The organism is Lentibacillus populi (assembly GCA_014642895.1).
Classification (GTDB): Bacteria; Bacillota; Bacilli; order Bacillales; family Amphibacillaceae; genus Lentibacillus_C; species Lentibacillus_C populi.
Genome location: BMJD01000066.1, coordinates 1 through 15807, shown reverse-complemented (window position 1 = coordinate 15807; position 15807 = coordinate 1). Strand labels below are relative to the sequence as shown.

The following is a 15807-nucleotide window of genomic DNA, read 5'->3' as shown; positions in this document are numbered from 1 at the left end:
CAGTGTCAAAAGCACTTCATCGGAATCTGACCTCCGGCTTCTGACCTCTGACATCCGTTCACATACTGGTTGTTTTGTTCAGTTTTCAAAGAGCAAAATATTTCGCTGTTTATTTCCGACAGCATAAAGATTATATCACTTCCGATGATAATTGTCAACAACCCAAAAATCATCATTATTCTCTTCATTTTACCGCCGCTTTTGTAACAGCAAAATATATATTACTCCCCCAAAAGATAAAAGTCAATACTTATTTTCCCGCAAAATATAAAATTAAACCCTGTACGCAGTAATCGTTACAAAATTACTTCTCCATCCCAGTTCAACATACCTCCAGTCATGCTTGAGACACGGAAACCGCGCTCGTTCAAATAAGCAGCAGCATTCAAACTTCTTCTTCCAGACCGGCAGACCATAACATAATGTTTTTCTTTATCCAAGGTGTCGATTGATTGCGGAATATCCTGTAATGGAATATGCCTTGCATCTGCAATCATTCCTTGTGCTACTTCCTCATCTTCTCGCACATCGATCACAACAATATTTTTATCTTCTTTCATTAACTCTTCTAATTCATGTGGTGTCATTTCATTAATATTATCCATCATTTCTATCCTTTCCAAAAAAGATTATTCCTATATTCATCATACGTATCACATGAATAACATGCAAGCGAGTAACACACAATAAGTGTATTCTTACTACCGATGAATGGAGACAAATCATGAAACAGTTTATTTTATTCCCGCTAATTTTTACATTTTTCATCTTGGTACCTATATTAACGGTAGCAGCAGTTGAAGATACAAACAATCATAAAACTATCCTAGTTGCAACCTATCACGAGGATGTAACCGGAGATGGCCAAAAGGAAGAAATCCAATTAAAAGGAATTCGCTTTAGTCAGGACAGCAGTTATTTCCATAACTTGTGGGCAGATATTAAAGGTCCACAAACGAAGCAGTGGAAAATCGTATATGAAGGCGGATACAAGCCGACACTCCAGTTTATAGATTTAAATCACGATGGAATTAATGATGTACTTTTTCAAAGTGCCACCAATGAAACCAGCGACTTATATAGCTATCAATTCAACACATTAAAAAATGAAAAGCTTACAAAACTGGCAATACCCGAATCTTATACAATTACCGGGAAATTTAAAAATAATTTTAAGGCAGCATTAACGATAGATCCAAGCAAAAAACCAATAATAATTGACATGAAGGAACGAAAAACAAAACATATTCACCAGGGGATTTATGACAGGGATGGTAAACTTCTCAAGGAAACAAAACTGTTGATTGCCCCTATTACATTTTTCGAACCAGCATTCATCAGTAAAAGCAAAGGGTATGGGTTAAAAAGTTACCAACAGGTTAGCGGGGCAAACCACCAGGATAAATTAGGGACAATCGAAGCTTTTTGGTATTTTGAGAAAGGAAAATGGATAAAGCTAAATCAGGAATGGAATGCTTCAAATTAAACGTAAAATGAAACTTCATTCAGTCGGGTTTACCCACGCACAGGACGTGCTAGTGCAGGAAAAGCATGCGGACGTGACGGTTTTAGCATGCCCTTTCTCCTCACCGAAGATTAGTTGAGGCCAACACCACAAAGACGTCACCAAAGGACGTGGTGTTCTTAGTCTTTGTTCCTAAAATCGACCCTTTACGGGCTGTTTATCCCCCACCTTCCTGTTTTTGATTTACTCACGCTTAGAGGTGGGGAAATTACAGGCCCGTAAACGCGTGTAAACTATATAGGCTTTTAAAAAAGTCGGCAAACTAATCATGCCGACTTTTTTTGATTGCTGTACAATACGTCTGTTCTTTTTTATATTATATATAGAGGATGTTCAAAAAGTCACCAAATGATAAGCGGCGAATCTCTTCGTTTGCGACAAGGGGTTCTTCTGCTAAAACCGCCCAAGATAATCGCCAACAGCAGAAGTCAGCACGTCCTGTGCAAGCCCGGCTCCGGGAGTTACGCCGCCTCGACCTTCAAGACCGAATTCGGCGACTTTTTGAACACGCATATACAGAAGAAAAATAAAAAAGAAGGAATTTTTATGAAAAAGTTTACTATTATCGGCGGCGGAATTTTAGGTGCTGCAACAGCATATCAGCTTGCCAAAGCTGGTTCTGAAGTGAGGCTGATTGATCGTAATGACAAGGGGCAAGCGACAGATGCTGCCGCAGGAATTGTGTGTCCTTGGCTTTCGCAGCGCAGGAATAAGGCATGGTACAGGCTAGCAAAAGGCGGGGCACGGATTTATCCCAATCTGATCGCGCAACTAGCCGATGACGGAGAAAAAGAAACAGGTTATGACCGTGTTGGTGCGATTAGTATCCATAATGACGAAGATAAGGTAACTGCAATGAAAAAGCGAGCACTGAAACGACGGGAAGATGCTCCGGAAATCGGCGAAATCAGCCTGCTTGATGCATCTCAAACAAAAGCGATGTTTCCTCTTCTGGAAGATGGCTACAAGTCTGTTCATGTTAGCGGGGCAGCCCGGGTGAATGGTCGTCAACTAAAAGAAGCATTGCTTAATGGGGCAAAAAAGCATGGGGCAAAAATAATTTATGGTGATGCAAAACTGGTTCATAAGGAAAAATACGTAACCGGAGTTAAAGTCAATGGCGAAACGTTTCCTGCTGATATGACGATTGCCGCAAATGGGGTCTGGATGAACGAATTACTCCAACCATTGGACATGCAATTTGCTGTCACATCACAAAAAGCACAAATTATGCATTTGCAGGTTGCCAGTTTTGAATCGATAAATCGGCCTGTTGTTATCCCGCCAAACGATCAATATCTTGTACCTTTTAATGATAATCGAATTGTTGTAGGTGCGACACATGAGAACAATACTGGATTGGACTATCGTGTTACAGCAGGTGGAATCAATGAAATTTTAACAAAAGCAATTCAGGTTGCTCCAGGATTATGTGACGCGACGATATTAGAGACAAGAGTAGGTTTCCGGCCGTTTACACCAGGATTCCTTCCTGTCATCGGTAAGTTGCCGGGATATGAAGGTCTGCTGCTGGCAAATGGTCTGGGTGCTTCAGGACTAACAATGGGGCCTTTCATTGGCACTGAATTGGCTAACCTGGCACTAGGTTATCCAATGCAGATTAATATTGCAGATTACGATATTGCGGGTGCGCTTATTTAAAATTTAAGTAAAAGGATCTCCAGCCGTTTTCAGAAGGAGATCCTTTTTTGCTTATAGCGATAACGTTTAGCAATCAATTCGCAACAATATTAACCAATTTCCCTGGAACAACAATAACCTTTCTCACTGTTTTTCCTTCCAGCCATTCCCGAATCTTTTCATCCTCAAGTGCTTGTTTTTCCAAATCATCCTTGGAAATATCTTTGGCTACATTCATTTTTGAGCGTACTTTGCCCATTACCTGCAGCACAACTTCAATCTCATCTTCTACCAATTTTGCTTCGTCATACATTGGCCATCCTTCGTAACTGATTGTACCCGTATGTCCAAGTTTTCTCCACAGCTCCTCACACAGATGTGGTGCAACAGGAGACAGTAATTTCACAAACCCTTTGACATATTCCTTTGGAAGCTCCGCAGCTTTATATCCTTCATTCACAAATACCATCATCTGTGAAATTCCTGTATTAAAATGCAGGTTTTCAAAATCCTCGGTAACCTTTTTAACCGTTTCATGATATACCTTATCCAACGAAGATTCTTCGGTACGATCCGTTATTTTTCCGGACAGTGTTCCATCTTCATTGACAATTAAACGCCAAACACGATCGAGAAACCGTCGGGCACCGTCCAACCCGTTAGTTGACCAGGCAACTGCTGCATCAAGTGGTCCCATGAACATTTCATAAAGCCTGAGCGTATCAGCCCCGTGAGAATTTATAATATCATCGGGATTCACGACATTTCCCTTTGATTTACTCATTTTTTCGTTGCCTTCTCCAAGAATCATGCCTTGGTTAAACAATTTCATAAACGGCTCTTTTGTTGGTACGACACCAATATCATACAAAAATTTATGCCAGAAACGGGCGTACAAAAGGTGTAATACAGCATGTTCTGCACCGCCAATGTATACATCAACAGGCAGCCATTCTTGTAATGCTTCCGGCTCAGCAAGTTTATCGGAGTTTTTCGGATCAACAAAGCGTAAGAAATACCAGCAGCTTCCTGCCCATTGCGGCATGGTATTTGTTTCCCGGCGTCCCTTCATTCCTGTCTTTGGATCGACTACATTGACCCAATCACTAGTCGAAAGAGGGGATTCCCCTGTTCCCGAAGGTTTAATTTCTGTCATTTCCGGCAGCTCAAGCGGAAGCTCTTCTTCTGGAACCGTACTCATCGTACCGTCTTCCCAATGAATAACCGGAATCGGCTCACCCCAATAGCGCTGTCTGGAGAAAAGCCAATCACGTAAACGGTACGTTATTTTTTTCGTACCACAATCATTCGCCTCCAGCCACTCAATCATTTTTGCAATAGCTGTCTCTTTGTCAAGCCCATTTAGAAAAGCAGAATTTACGTGTTCTCCATCACCGGTATAGGCTTCCTTGGTAACATCGCCACCCGCAACCACTTCCACAATTGGCAGTTCAAATTTGGTTGCAAATTCATAATCTCGCTCATCATGTGCTGGTACAGCCATAATCGAACCTGTTCCATATGACATTAATACATAATCCGCAATCCAGACAGGCATTTTTTCATTGTTTACAGGGTTGACGACAAATGCTCCGGTAAAGACACCTGTTTTATCTTTAGCTAAGTCTGTCCGCTCCAAGTCAGATTTTGTTTGTACTTCTTCGAGATATTTGTTGACCGCGGCTTGTTGTTCATCCGTAACAATTTTTTTTACCAATGGATGTTCTGGCGCTAATACCGCATACGTTGCACCAAAAAGGGTGTCAGGTCGAGTTGTGAACACCGTAATTTCATCATCATGTCCATCAACCTGGAAGGTTACTTCGGCACCTTCTGATCGGCCAATCCAATTTCGTTGCATGTCTTTAATGCTTTCTGACCAGTCAAGCTCTTCCAAATCATCAAGCAATCTGTCCGCGTAGGCTGTAATTTTTAACATCCACTGTCGCATCGGTTTCCGAACAACCGGATGTCCCCCACGCTCGCTTTTTCCATCGATAACTTCTTCATTGGCCAAAACCGTTCCAAGCGCTGGGCACCAGTTTACAGCCACCTCATCCATATAAGCCAAACCTTTTTCATAAAGCTTGGTAAAAATCCATTGCGTCCATTTGTAGTAGTGTGGATCGGTCGTATTGATTTCCCGGTCCCAATCATAGGAAAAGCCCAATTCTTGAATTTGCCGGCGAAAGGTATTGATATTTTGTTCGGTAAACGCAGCAGGACTGTTTCCAGTATCCAGCGCATATTGTTCAGCAGGCAATCCAAATGCATCCCAGCCCATTGGATGCAGCACTTCGTATCCTTGCATCCGTTTCATTCGGGACAAAATATCCGTCGCTGTGTAGCCTTCCGGATGCCCGACATGCAGTCCAGCACCTGATGGGTATGGAAACATATCCAATACATAAACCTTATCTTTATTGGAATACGTATTTGTCTTAAACGTTTTATTGTCCAGCCAATAAGCCTGCCATCTCTTTTCAATTTCCCGATGATTAAAACTCATCCTTCTTCCTCCTTTTCGCGGGGATCGATCCCCCCAATACATAAACATTAAAAAAAGCCACTCATCCCTATAGCAGGGACGAGAAGCCTTATTTCCCGCGGTACCACCCAAATTAACGCCGAATTGATGCGTTCACTTTGACCCTTAACGCGGATTATACGGCAGGAACTACTCGTTTCATTCCTGCAACTTAAAGGCGAGTTCATAAAACATTCAGGAACAGTTTTCACCAGCCACTGCCTCGCTAAACCTGAAATATTCTATTACTACTCCTTTGCAACGTCATTTTTCGTTATTATATGGAATTTTAAGCAATCTATCTTGTTTTGTCAAGAGTACGGGCAAATTAACGATTCATTTCAGCTGTATCATATATTTTTTCCATCCATTCCACTGTATCTATTCCGTGTTTTTCCCGAATTTGCTCAACACAACTTTGTGCAATTACTGTCCCATGTTTTAATAATACGACATCATCAAGGATTGGTTCCACTTCCTTTAGTTCATGGGTTGAAATGATAAGCGTCTGTCTGCCTAAATCCACAAACTGAATCATTCCAGTAATAATCGCCTTACGAACCATGGGATCCAGTCCGGAAAAGGGTTCATCTAACACAATATATGGCGCATTCCGTGCAAGTGTCACCATCATTTTCACCCGTCCTCTATTTCCCTTTGACAAATGTTTTATTTTCCGCTTTATCTCCAATTTCATACATGCGGCAATTTCCAATGCCTTTTGCTGATCAAAATCAATGAATTGCGTTTGGTAATAACGGATCAATTCCTCAATCGTAAAAAAAGGATAAAAATAATCCTGGTCAGTCAGATAACTAACCTTGTCGCTGACTTGCCGATTTACTTGTTGACCGCCAACCAAAACCTTGCCTTCCAAAACATCTTAAAAGATAACTTTTATGCTAAAATAACCGTTCATACTAAATTTTTAAAGGAATGAAAATTTATGATCAAAAATATTATTGCTTTTTCCCACCAACTATTACGTGAATCGGTGCAACCGGGAGATATCGTTATTGATGCTACTGCCGGAAACGGACATGATACAGTATTTCTCAGTAATCTGGTGGGAGAAAATGGACATGTATTGGCTTTTGATATACAGGCTAAGGCAATTGAAGCTGTAAGAATGAAGTTAACAGAACAACATATAGAGAATACTCGGATTATCCATGATAGCCATGAAAATGTAGCAGTATATTTAAATGAGGTCGATCGAATCGGAGGTGCAATATTCAATTTAGGGTATTTGCCGGGTGGGGATAAATCAATTATAACACACGGAGAATCAACAATTATAGCTGTGGAGACCATACTGGAACTTTTGAAAAACAATGGCGTCATAGTCCTGGTCATTTACCATGGACATAAGGGCGGAGTACAGGAAAAAGAAGCTGTTTTACAATACGTTAAACAACTTGATCAGCAAAAATTTAACGCGCTGCAATACGGCTTTATCAACCAGATCAATAATCCGCCATTTATAATTGCGATCGAGAAAAAATAACCGTAAAAACGATTTAAAGCATCGATCAATTGCTTTAAATCGTTCTAACCAAATAGCCGGTGATACATTTTCGTGTTCCAATGAAAAAATGCTGCTTTCCCTCCGCTTTCCTGCAACAAAACTTTCGTCATCTTTTCTCCGCCATCCAAGTTTTTCACCTTTGGATCTGCTAAGTAGAGCCCAACTAATCCATGATGGACAAGTTGATGAAACTTCCGATCTGGCAAAGACTGAACATGTTTATCTGTTTCTTTAATAAAATAAATAAAGCGTTCTTTCATTTTTTCACGGCTCGAATAGTAGCTGCAAAAATTCAAATCCCCTTCCTGTTCATCTTCCTGCTGATCAATATAATAATCCAGCAAAATATGCAGGGCTTGCATGTTTGGAAAATAACTAGTGTAAACCCACTTGGTTAACTCCGGCGCTGACTGTCCACCAAGTGAATAAGAAACCAAACAGAATATGCCGAGTGTTGAACCAGCTGCTGCGGAAAATTCATACCAGCTTAACGAATCACAACTATTTTCCTTTTCATACCAGTTAATTAAGCGGGGAATCCGTTCCTCAAGGGCGACATGCTTATGGACCTGCAAATCACTATACAATCGCTCTAGTTCCAGCACTTCATGTTGAATAACCGAATACCCAGCCAATTGTTGTATAATCTGCTGACACGTACGAACAAGGTCGGCTAAATACCCGCCATCTTCCTGCTCATCCCTTAATGCATAATAATTTTTTATCGTCTTCCCCGGGGTCAGCGCATCTTCCATTGCTTTATGCAACAGGCGAAAATCTGCTGGATCCATAGAAGTACTGCGGTCACACAAATTATCCAGGTAATCGCTAATCGTTTGATACGAAACAATAAATCGTGCCGCTTCCCGCCACCTTTTATGTGCAAGCAGCGCATAAACGGACCCGCCCTGGCAATGAAATCGTTTCGAAGCAATGCTCGCCAGTGCCTGCGCACGCAACTCTTTATTTGGAATTTGCTGTGCCCTTTCCGTCCAATAAGCTAATTCTTGTTTTACCGCCGGGAATATTTTACGGTAGACGGTCAGCATCAAGGTTACTGCAGTTTCTGGTACATGTCTCCCCAACTTTCTTCCTCCGTTCAAATTCTAGACACCATAGATTTAGAAAAATTTGCTATACTACCTATATCATCACATTTTTTACCCAGTTTCAACTTTGGAGGTTTATAACATGATTAGCCACTATAAAAATATTTTACCCAAAATTGATAAATCCGTATTTATTGCAAAGGATGCAACTGTAATTGGCGATGTGACAATCGGCGAACAATCAAGCATTTGGTTCGGCACTGTAATCCGTGGAGATGTGGCTCCGACCCGGATCGGCAAGCGAGTCAGCATCCAGGATTTAACCATGGTTCACCAAAGCCCGGATAACCCTGCTATTGTGGAAGATGATGTAACAGTCGGTCACCAGGTAACATTGCATGGTGCGACGATACGTAAAAATGCGTTAATCGGCATGGGATCCATTATTTTGGACGGTGCAGAGGTTGGCGAAAATGCTTTTATTGGTGCTGGAAGCCTTGTTCCTCCTGGTAAAAAAATACCCCCAAACACCTTGGCATTAGGCAGACCCGCCAAGGTAGTTCGGGAACTGACAGAAAAAGATTATGCGGAAATGGAACGTGTCCGGAAATCATATGTGGAAAAAGGGCAATACTATAAACAGCATACAGATACAGGTATTGAATTATAGATGGTTGTTCCATTCGTCAGCCAGTTTACTGTTTCTAGTTTGGAAACCGCTGAACTGCAAGCCGCTTTATGGTTCTTAATTAATACCGATATATAATATGTTAGTTTTTTATTATTGGAGTGTCCAAATTGCACATTACACTATTCTTTCTTTCTGGAATCATAGCGATTTATTTCATTGTAGCAGGTAGTAAAATATCGAGGAAATGGATCAGCAATTCCTTTATATTTTATGGCGTTCTCTTTACCATAACCTCGATTACTATTGGTTCTATGTACGTAAATGAACATAAATCTGTACTAGTTGCTTCGGTGAAAAACCTGTTGCCCACGCAAAACGATCTGAAACTGATAGAGCCTGCAGAAGCAATGACATCAAATGAACAGGGGCAAGTGAAGGAATCCGTACGGTTAAAAGCACCGTTAATTGGCCAGCTGCCTGAATTACCGCGCGGCTGTGAAGTTACAAGCCTGGCAATGCTCTTGGCCTACCATGACATTCATGTAGACAAGCTGGAATTAGCAAAACGGGTAAAGCGTGACCCAACGCCATATAAAAAGACGGAAGAAGGGATTCATTTCGGTAATCCGAATGAAGGGTTCGTCGGTGATATGTATTCATTTTCCACACCGGGGCTTGGCGTATACCACAAACCGGTAACGGAACTTGCCATGGATTATGCCGGGGAACGGGTGCTTGATTTTTCCGGGCAGGATTTTACTGAAATTATCAACCAATTAAATCACGACCGTCCTATCTGGGTTATTATCAACGCCGCCTATAAAAAACTGCCTAAGAATCAATTTATTACCTGGCAAACGAAAGACGGTCCAGTCAACGTAACAATGCGGGAACACTCGGTACTGATAACCGGCTATGACCAGGACTATATCTATTTCAATGATCCATTAAAGCGCAATAAAAAAGCTCCGATTGAGGAATTTAAAGCTGCATGGATCCAAATGGGAAAGCAGGCGATTACGATATTATAGCGTAATCGCCTGCTTTTTACTCTTGGATATTTTACCTGTTTTTGGTAGTATTTCCGATTCTGATAGTATTTCTAGTCGTTTGGATAGTATTTGACCTGTTTCCGATAGTATTTTGTATTTTCGGATAGTATTTACCCGATTTTGGATAGTATTTTGCATTTTCGGATAGTATTTTACTCATTTTGGATAATATTTCCGATTCCGATAGTATTTCTACCCATCCGACAAAGTTCCCACTCGTTTAGAATTGTTTTTCCCCTATAACAGGTTCCACTACAAAATCGGGTTTGCTCAATTCAGCAATATCAAATTTATTTTCCACAAAAATCTGATGCCACAGCATGAACATTAACACGGTCCAAATCTTCCTGCTGTAGTCTCCCCTGCCTTGGCAATGTGCCTCAAGCAATTCAAGAATAAAAGATTTATAGAGCAAATGATCTGTCTCGCTTTCATGGATCAGCTGTTTTGCCCAGCCATTTAATTCGTTCTTCAGCCAATGGCGAATTGGTACAGGGAATCCAAGCTTTTTACGGTCAAGCACATGATCTGGAACAATTCCACGCGATGCTTCACGCAAAAGACTCTTTGTTGTTCCGTTGGCAATTTTTAGATCAACTGGTATTTCACTGGCGACACGGAATACTTCTTTATCTAAAAACGGGACACGCAGCTCAAGTGAATTTGCCATTGTTGTCCGGTCCGCCTTCAGTAAAATATCTCCGCGCATCCAGGTATGAATATCAACGTACTGCATTTGGTTAACTAATGGATAATTTGCTACATTGTCAAAAAGTTTCCCAGTGATCTCCCGATAGGACAGATTTTCATTATAATGCTGTAAAATTTGCCGTTTTTCTTCATCCTCAAACATTTTCGCATTGCCAATATAACGCTCGCGAAGCGGTGTTGTCCCACGTTCCAGGAAGCTCTTTCCTCTCACCCCTTCTGGCAACACGTCTGCTACTCTAGCCAGCAGATTTTTTGCAGGCCTTGGAATGGATTCGAACAGCTTCAAAGATTCTGGTTCCCGATAAATGTTATAGCCACCGAATAATTCATCCGATCCTTCACCAGATAAAACAACTGTTACATGTTTCCGGGCTTCTCTAGCGACAAAATACAGCGGTACACATGCCGGATCTGCCAGTGGATCATCCATATGCCACATAATTTTTGGGAGCTTATCCACGTATTCCTCAGGTGAAATAATATAAGAGATATTTTCCACATTTAATTTTTCCGCTGTTTCTTTGGCAACATCAACTTCGGAAAAGCCTTCCCGTTCAAATCCGACCGAGAACGTCTTAATGGTTGGATTGAATTCCCTTGCCATCGCAACGATCAAGGTTGAATCAATCCCACCCGATAAAAACGATCCAACTGGCACATCGCTTCGCATATGAACATTTACGGAATCATACATCACGTCTTGAATACGCTTGATCCAATCCTGTTTGTCCATCAAAACGGGATTAAATGTCGCATGCCAGTAGCGGGTAAAGGAAAGAGCTTGACCAGGCTTTTTCACGAAATAATGGCCGGGCTCCACCTTTTTAATCCCCGTCGTCATCGTTAATGGCTCCGGTACAAATTGGAAGCTTAAATAGTGCTGTAATGCTTCATCACTTACTTCTTCTTTTTCCATCATTAACGAAATACTTTTTTTCTCCGAGGCAAAAATAGTACCCTCTTCTGTTTCCCGGTAAAACAATGGCTTAATACCAAACGGGTCACGCGCACCATATAATGTTTCGTTTTCCTTATCCCATACCAAAATAGAAAACATACCTCGCAAATAAGTAAACGCCTGTTCTTTATGTTTAGCAAATAATGCGGCAATTACTTCAGTATCTGACTCTGTTGCAAAGGAATACCCTTCTTTTATTAAATCCTCACGCAGTTCTACATAATTATAAATTTCACCATTAAAAATAAGCCATATTTTTTCATCATCATAGCTCAATGGCTGTTGGCCGCTTTCTATATCAATAATACTTAAACGTCTAAACCCAAATGATACATATTCATCGTGAAAATAACCTTCATCATCCGGCCCTCTGTGGGTGATAATATTGTTTTGCTGTTCAAATACATGTATTGTCTCTTCATTAGGCATACTCGGATGATTGCGGATCATCCCAATAAATCCACACATGCTCTAGCCTCACTCTCAAGATTCGTAATAGTACCTTTCCCGAGTATACCATAAATGATTGTTTATTTCGATATGGAAAGAGCCCTCAAATAATATCAAAAATTATTAAAAATCACGTCCTCCCTTTAATCAGAAGACGTGATCTATTTTCAATTTGAAATTATTTCTTCACTAATGCCTTCAATTCTTCAACCTTATCCGTTCTCTCCCACGGAAATAAGATGTCGGTTCTGCCAAAATGTCCGTATGCGGCGGTATTTTTGAAAATTGGTCGTTGCAAATCAAGCATGCGGATGATGCCTGCCGGACGCAAATCGAACAATTCCCGGACCGCTGCCACCAGCTTTTCTTCGCTGACAATTCCGGTATCAAATGTGTTAATCGCTATCGATACCGGTTCAGCAACACCGATCGCATAGGCAAGCTGTACTTCACACGTTTTAGCAAGTCCTGCAGCTACAATATTTTTCGCCACGTAACGAGCGGCATATGCTGCTGAACGATCTACCTTTGTTGCATCTTTTCCGCTGAATGCGCCTCCGCCATGCCGGGCATAGCCGCCATACGTGTCGACAATAATTTTCCGACCCGTTAATCCGGCATCCCCTTGTGGCCCACCAATAACAAAGCGGCCGGTCGGGTTGATAAAATACTTGGTTGTTTCATCTAATAAATTCACAGGTACAATTGGACGAATAACATGCTCAATCAAATCTTTTTCAATCTGTTCGGTTGAGATATCCTGATGATGCTGCGTAGAAATAACAACCGTATCCACCTTTACCGGGTTATCCTGTTCATCATATTCGACTGTTACCTGGGTTTTCCCATCAGGTCTTAGGTATGCAAGTGTTTTATCTTTCCGGACATCTGCCAATCGTTTTGCCAATTTATGTGCTAACGCTATCGGCAATGGCATTAATTCCTCCGTTTCATCACAAGCAAAGCCAAACATTAAGCCCTGATCCCCTGCACCGATTGCAGCAATCTCTTCATCTGACATTTTTCCTTGACGTGCTTCCAATGCAGTATCTACCCCACCAGCAATGTCCGGTGATTGTTCATCAATTGCCGTAAGCACGGCACATGTTTCTGCATCAAATCCGAATTTTGCCCTTGTATAGCCAATATCTTTAATGGTTTGTCTAACAATGGCGGGAATATCTACATAGGTACTAGTAGAAATCTCTCCTGAAACCAATACTAATCCTGTAGTCACTGTAGTCTCACAGGCAACACGGGCATTCGGGTCTTTCGTTAAAATTTCATCCAAAATCGCATCTGAAATCTGGTCACAAATTTTATCTGGATGGCCCTCTGTTACCGATTCAGATGTAAATAAACGACGATTTGCAGCCATAGGCCAAATCTCTCCCTTTAAATCGTGGTACGGAACTCTATATATTTCAGTAAATATTCCTTTAAAAACAAAAAAGCCTTTCCTGCATGCATGAGGAAAGGAGTTGTGGCCTTTCGCTCTTATTGTTCAAGGAAATATCCTTGCATCAGATTAGCACCTTTTCACTATTGTGATGGTTGCCGGGCTTCATCGGGCCTGTCCCTCCACCAGCTCTGAATAAGAGAGTCCGTTCAGACTATATCCTACCCGAAATCCCTCCCTTCTGTCAACTTTTCACAGCCATTGCATAACATTTTAAATAAAACATTAAATTAGTATGGACTAATTAAATAAATGTGTTATACTAATAACCAGATTCGCAGTAAAACGTATATAGGACGATAAAAATCCATCAAAAAGGAAGGTATCATATATGAAATCGATGGAACGATCAACATTGGCAGATGAACTTTTAGCACAAGGGAACATCCAGCACAACTTATCGGTACCATGTCTTGTAGAAAAAATATTGGCCAGAAATGAAGGGATATTAACGGCAACCGGTGCTATCCAGGCAACTACCGGAAAATATACTGGACGTTCACCTAAAGATAAGTTTATCGTAAAGGATGACATTTGTGAACAATTTATCGACTGGGGTCTTGTGAACCAGGCAATTGATGAAGATAAATTTGACCGGCTATACGAAAAAGTTGTGGCCTTTTTGAAAGATAAGAACGAATTATATTCTTTTAAGGGGTTTGCCGGAGCAGATAAAAAGCATCGCCTGCCGATTCAGGTTATTAACGAATATGCATGGCACAACTTGTTCGCCAGACAATTATTTATTACACCGTCAGATGAAGAGCTTAAAACACATAAAGCCGAATTTACAGTGGTCTCTGCACCAACATATAAAGCAGATCCAGCAGTCGATGGAACAAACTCGGAAACGTTCATTCTCGTTTCCTTCAAGCGCCGGATCATCTTAATCGGCGGAACGGAATATGCCGGAGAAATCAAAAAATCGATTTTCTCGGTTATGAATTATTTGCTGCCGCAAAAGGATATTTTATCCATGCATTGCTCGGCAAACGTTGGTCAGGAAGGTGACGTCGCGTTATTCTTTGGCCTGTCCGGGACAGGTAAAACGACACTGTCTGCTGATCCATATCGCCGGCTAATTGGCGATGACGAACACGGCTGGAGCCCAAATGGCGTCTTTAATATTGAAGGCGGCTGTTATGCGAAATGTATCAACCTTTCCTATGAAAAGGAACCACAAATTTTTAATGCAATCCGGTTTGGCTCCGTCCTGGAAAATGTCATCATTGATGAAGAATCACGGCTGCCGGACTATGACGACACGATATTAACTGAAAATACCCGGGCAGCATATCCGCTGGAAAATATCGATAACATCGTTACACCTAGTGTCGCTGGCCATCCAAATACCATTATCTTTTTAACTGCTGATGCATCAGGCACACTGCCACCAATCAGCAAACTAACGAAAGAGCAGGCGATGTATCATTTTTTAAGTGGATACACGAGTAAGCTGGCAGGTACAGAGCGTGGTGTAACCGAACCACAGGCAACGTTCTCAGCATGCTTTGGCTCACCGTTTTTGCCTTTAGCACCGTCAACCTACGCCGAAATGCTGGGGGAGAAAATCGACCAGTTCAATTCCAATGTGTTCCTGGTGAATACAGGCTGGACGGGTGGTTCATATGGTGTAGGCAATCGTATAAAACTTTCCTACACGAGAGCAATGGTTCATTCCGCATTAGAAGGTGAATTAAATACTGTTGAGACAGTCAAAGAAGACATCTTTGGCTTGGAAATTCCAATGCACGTACCCGGTGTTCCCGACGAGGTGCTCATACCACGAAATACATGGACTGATAAATCAGCCTATGATGATGCAGCAAAAGCGCTTGCGCTAAAATTTCATGATAACTTCAGGAAATTCACTAAAGCAAGTGAGCAAATTGTTCAGGCAGGGCCATTGTATAAACCTGAACAATAATTTTCGTTATAAACGGATGATGTTCAAAAAGTCACCAATGATAAGCGGTTTTTTTGAACACATCTGATTAATCTTTGATCAGTTAACATGTTTCCTCATCCTAAATGGATTTTTATATGGAAGGAAAAACTGGCGGCATTGGTTAGTTGCCCCAGTTTGTATGAATGAAAAGCGAATTGTCAGATGATCCTGACTGCCGATCTCTTAATGGAGGTCGGTTTTTTTTATCAGCTAAGAAAGTATATAAATTTACACTAGCGTTGCATAAAAAATAAAAGATCTAGTCAACCATTTTGATTTGTAACTTATTTACATTTATCAATTATAAAGAATATTCAGTCTCACCTTC

The 15807-nt window shown here is 41.2% G+C and carries 12 protein-coding genes, 1 riboswitch and 1 other annotated feature; of the genes, 6 read left to right on the top strand and 6 right to left on the bottom strand.

What is annotated here, in order from left to right:
• Nucleotides 1-296: 296 nt before the first annotated feature.
• The gene (locus IEX12_RS21650; RefSeq protein ID WP_308778265.1) at nucleotides 297-623 is read right to left on the bottom strand and encodes a rhodanese-like domain-containing protein; all 327 of its coding nucleotides are present in this window, start codon (nucleotides 621-623) and stop codon (nucleotides 297-299) included.
• Between the two features lie 101 nt (nucleotides 624-724).
• Between IEX12_RS21650 and IEX12_RS21645 the strand changes: the two genes are divergently transcribed.
• On the top strand, nucleotides 725-1486 hold the full coding sequence (locus IEX12_RS21645; protein ID WP_088053159.1) for a YybI family spore inner coat protein: 762 nt from the start codon (nucleotides 725-727) through the stop codon (nucleotides 1484-1486).
• A gap of 585 nt (nucleotides 1487-2071) precedes the next feature.
• Nucleotides 2072-3187, top strand: coding sequence for an NAD(P)/FAD-dependent oxidoreductase (locus tag IEX12_RS21640; protein WP_188725891.1), 1116 nt, complete (start codon nucleotides 2072-2074; stop codon nucleotides 3185-3187).
• A 73-nt stretch (nucleotides 3188-3260) separates the two neighbouring features.
• On the opposite strand, the gene leuS is transcribed toward IEX12_RS21640, so the two are convergent.
• Both leuS and IEX12_RS21630 read right to left on the bottom strand, forming a co-directional pair.
• Nucleotides 3261-5675 carry a leucine--tRNA ligase gene (gene leuS / locus IEX12_RS21635; protein WP_102415025.1) on the bottom strand — a complete coding sequence of 805 codons (2415 nt, stop codon included), beginning with the start codon at nucleotides 5673-5675 and terminating at the stop codon, nucleotides 3261-3263.
• Nucleotides 5676-5746: 71 nt separating this feature from the next.
• Nucleotides 5747-5964, bottom strand: a binding site (T-box leader).
• A 57-nt stretch (nucleotides 5965-6021) separates the two neighbouring features.
• Nucleotides 6022-6555, bottom strand: coding sequence for an ATP-binding cassette domain-containing protein (locus IEX12_RS21630; RefSeq protein ID WP_188725890.1), 534 nt, complete (start codon nucleotides 6553-6555; stop codon nucleotides 6022-6024).
• An 84-nt stretch (nucleotides 6556-6639) separates the two neighbouring features.
• Between IEX12_RS21630 and mnmM the strand changes: the two genes are divergently transcribed.
• Nucleotides 6640-7200 (top strand): tRNA 5-(aminomethyl)-2-thiouridylate-methyltransferase MnmM, encoded by a 561-nt coding sequence (gene mnmM / locus IEX12_RS21625; protein ID WP_102415023.1) that lies wholly within the window; start codon nucleotides 6640-6642, stop codon nucleotides 7198-7200.
• A 44-nt stretch (nucleotides 7201-7244) separates the two neighbouring features.
• Here mnmM and IEX12_RS21620 read toward each other — a convergent pair whose 3' ends face one another.
• Nucleotides 7245-8306 carry a tetraprenyl-beta-curcumene synthase family protein gene (locus IEX12_RS21620; RefSeq protein WP_284732536.1) on the bottom strand — a complete coding sequence of 354 codons (1062 nt, stop codon included), beginning with the start codon at nucleotides 8304-8306 and terminating at the stop codon, nucleotides 7245-7247.
• 106 nt (nucleotides 8307-8412) lie between these two features.
• On the opposite strand from IEX12_RS21620, the gene IEX12_RS21615 reads away from it, so the two are divergent.
• Both IEX12_RS21615 and IEX12_RS21610 read left to right on the top strand, forming a co-directional pair.
• The gene (locus IEX12_RS21615; protein ID WP_102415022.1) at nucleotides 8413-8940 is read left to right on the top strand and encodes a gamma carbonic anhydrase; all 528 of its coding nucleotides are present in this window, start codon (nucleotides 8413-8415) and stop codon (nucleotides 8938-8940) included.
• A gap of 128 nt (nucleotides 8941-9068) precedes the next feature.
• A complete protein-coding gene (locus IEX12_RS21610) occupies nucleotides 9069-9932 on the top strand; it encodes a C39 family peptidase (RefSeq protein ID WP_235000485.1) in 864 nt (287 codons plus the stop codon).
• 241 nt (nucleotides 9933-10173) lie between these two features.
• Here the strand turns inward: IEX12_RS21610 and asnB are convergent, their stop codons facing one another.
• Together asnB and metK are read right to left on the bottom strand one after the other, a co-directional pair.
• A complete protein-coding gene (gene asnB, locus IEX12_RS21605; RefSeq protein ID WP_088053153.1) occupies nucleotides 10174-12090 on the bottom strand; it encodes an asparagine synthase (glutamine-hydrolyzing) in 1917 nt (638 codons plus the stop codon).
• Nucleotides 12091-12250: 160 nt separating this feature from the next.
• The gene (metK, locus tag IEX12_RS21600; RefSeq protein WP_088053152.1) at nucleotides 12251-13450 is read right to left on the bottom strand and encodes a methionine adenosyltransferase; all 1200 of its coding nucleotides are present in this window, start codon (nucleotides 13448-13450) and stop codon (nucleotides 12251-12253) included.
• A 116-nt stretch (nucleotides 13451-13566) separates the two neighbouring features.
• A riboswitch (SAM riboswitch) is annotated at nucleotides 13567-13673 on the bottom strand.
• 189 nt (nucleotides 13674-13862) lie between these two features.
• Between metK and pckA the strand changes: the two genes are divergently transcribed.
• A complete protein-coding gene (gene pckA, locus IEX12_RS21595; protein ID WP_088053151.1) occupies nucleotides 13863-15458 on the top strand; it encodes a phosphoenolpyruvate carboxykinase (ATP) in 1596 nt (531 codons plus the stop codon).
• The last annotated feature ends 349 nt before the right edge of the window (nucleotides 15459-15807 follow it).

Bases quoted from the DNA above. Each gene is read 5' to 3' on its own strand.
- IEX12_RS21645 (WP_088053159.1), top strand. From the start codon at position 725: ATGAAACAGTTTATTTTATTCCCGCTAATTTTTACATTTTTCATCTTG.
- IEX12_RS21640 (WP_188725891.1), top strand. From the start codon at position 2,072: ATGAAAAAGTTTACTATTATCGGCGGCGGAATTTTAGGTGCTGCAACA.
- leuS (WP_102415025.1), bottom strand. From the start codon at position 5,675: ATGAGTTTTAATCATCGGGAAATTGAAAAGAGATGGCAGGCTTATTGG.
- mnmM (WP_102415023.1), top strand. From the start codon at position 6,640: ATGATCAAAAATATTATTGCTTTTTCCCACCAACTATTACGTGAATCG.
- IEX12_RS21615 (WP_102415022.1), top strand. From the start codon at position 8,413: ATGATTAGCCACTATAAAAATATTTTACCCAAAATTGATAAATCCGTA.
- asnB (WP_088053153.1), bottom strand. From the start codon at position 12,090: ATGTGTGGATTTATTGGGATGATCCGCAATCATCCGAGTATGCCTAAT.
- metK (WP_088053152.1), bottom strand. From the start codon at position 13,450: ATGGCTGCAAATCGTCGTTTATTTACATCTGAATCGGTAACAGAGGGC.
- pckA (WP_088053151.1), top strand. From the start codon at position 13,863: ATGAAATCGATGGAACGATCAACATTGGCAGATGAACTTTTAGCACAA.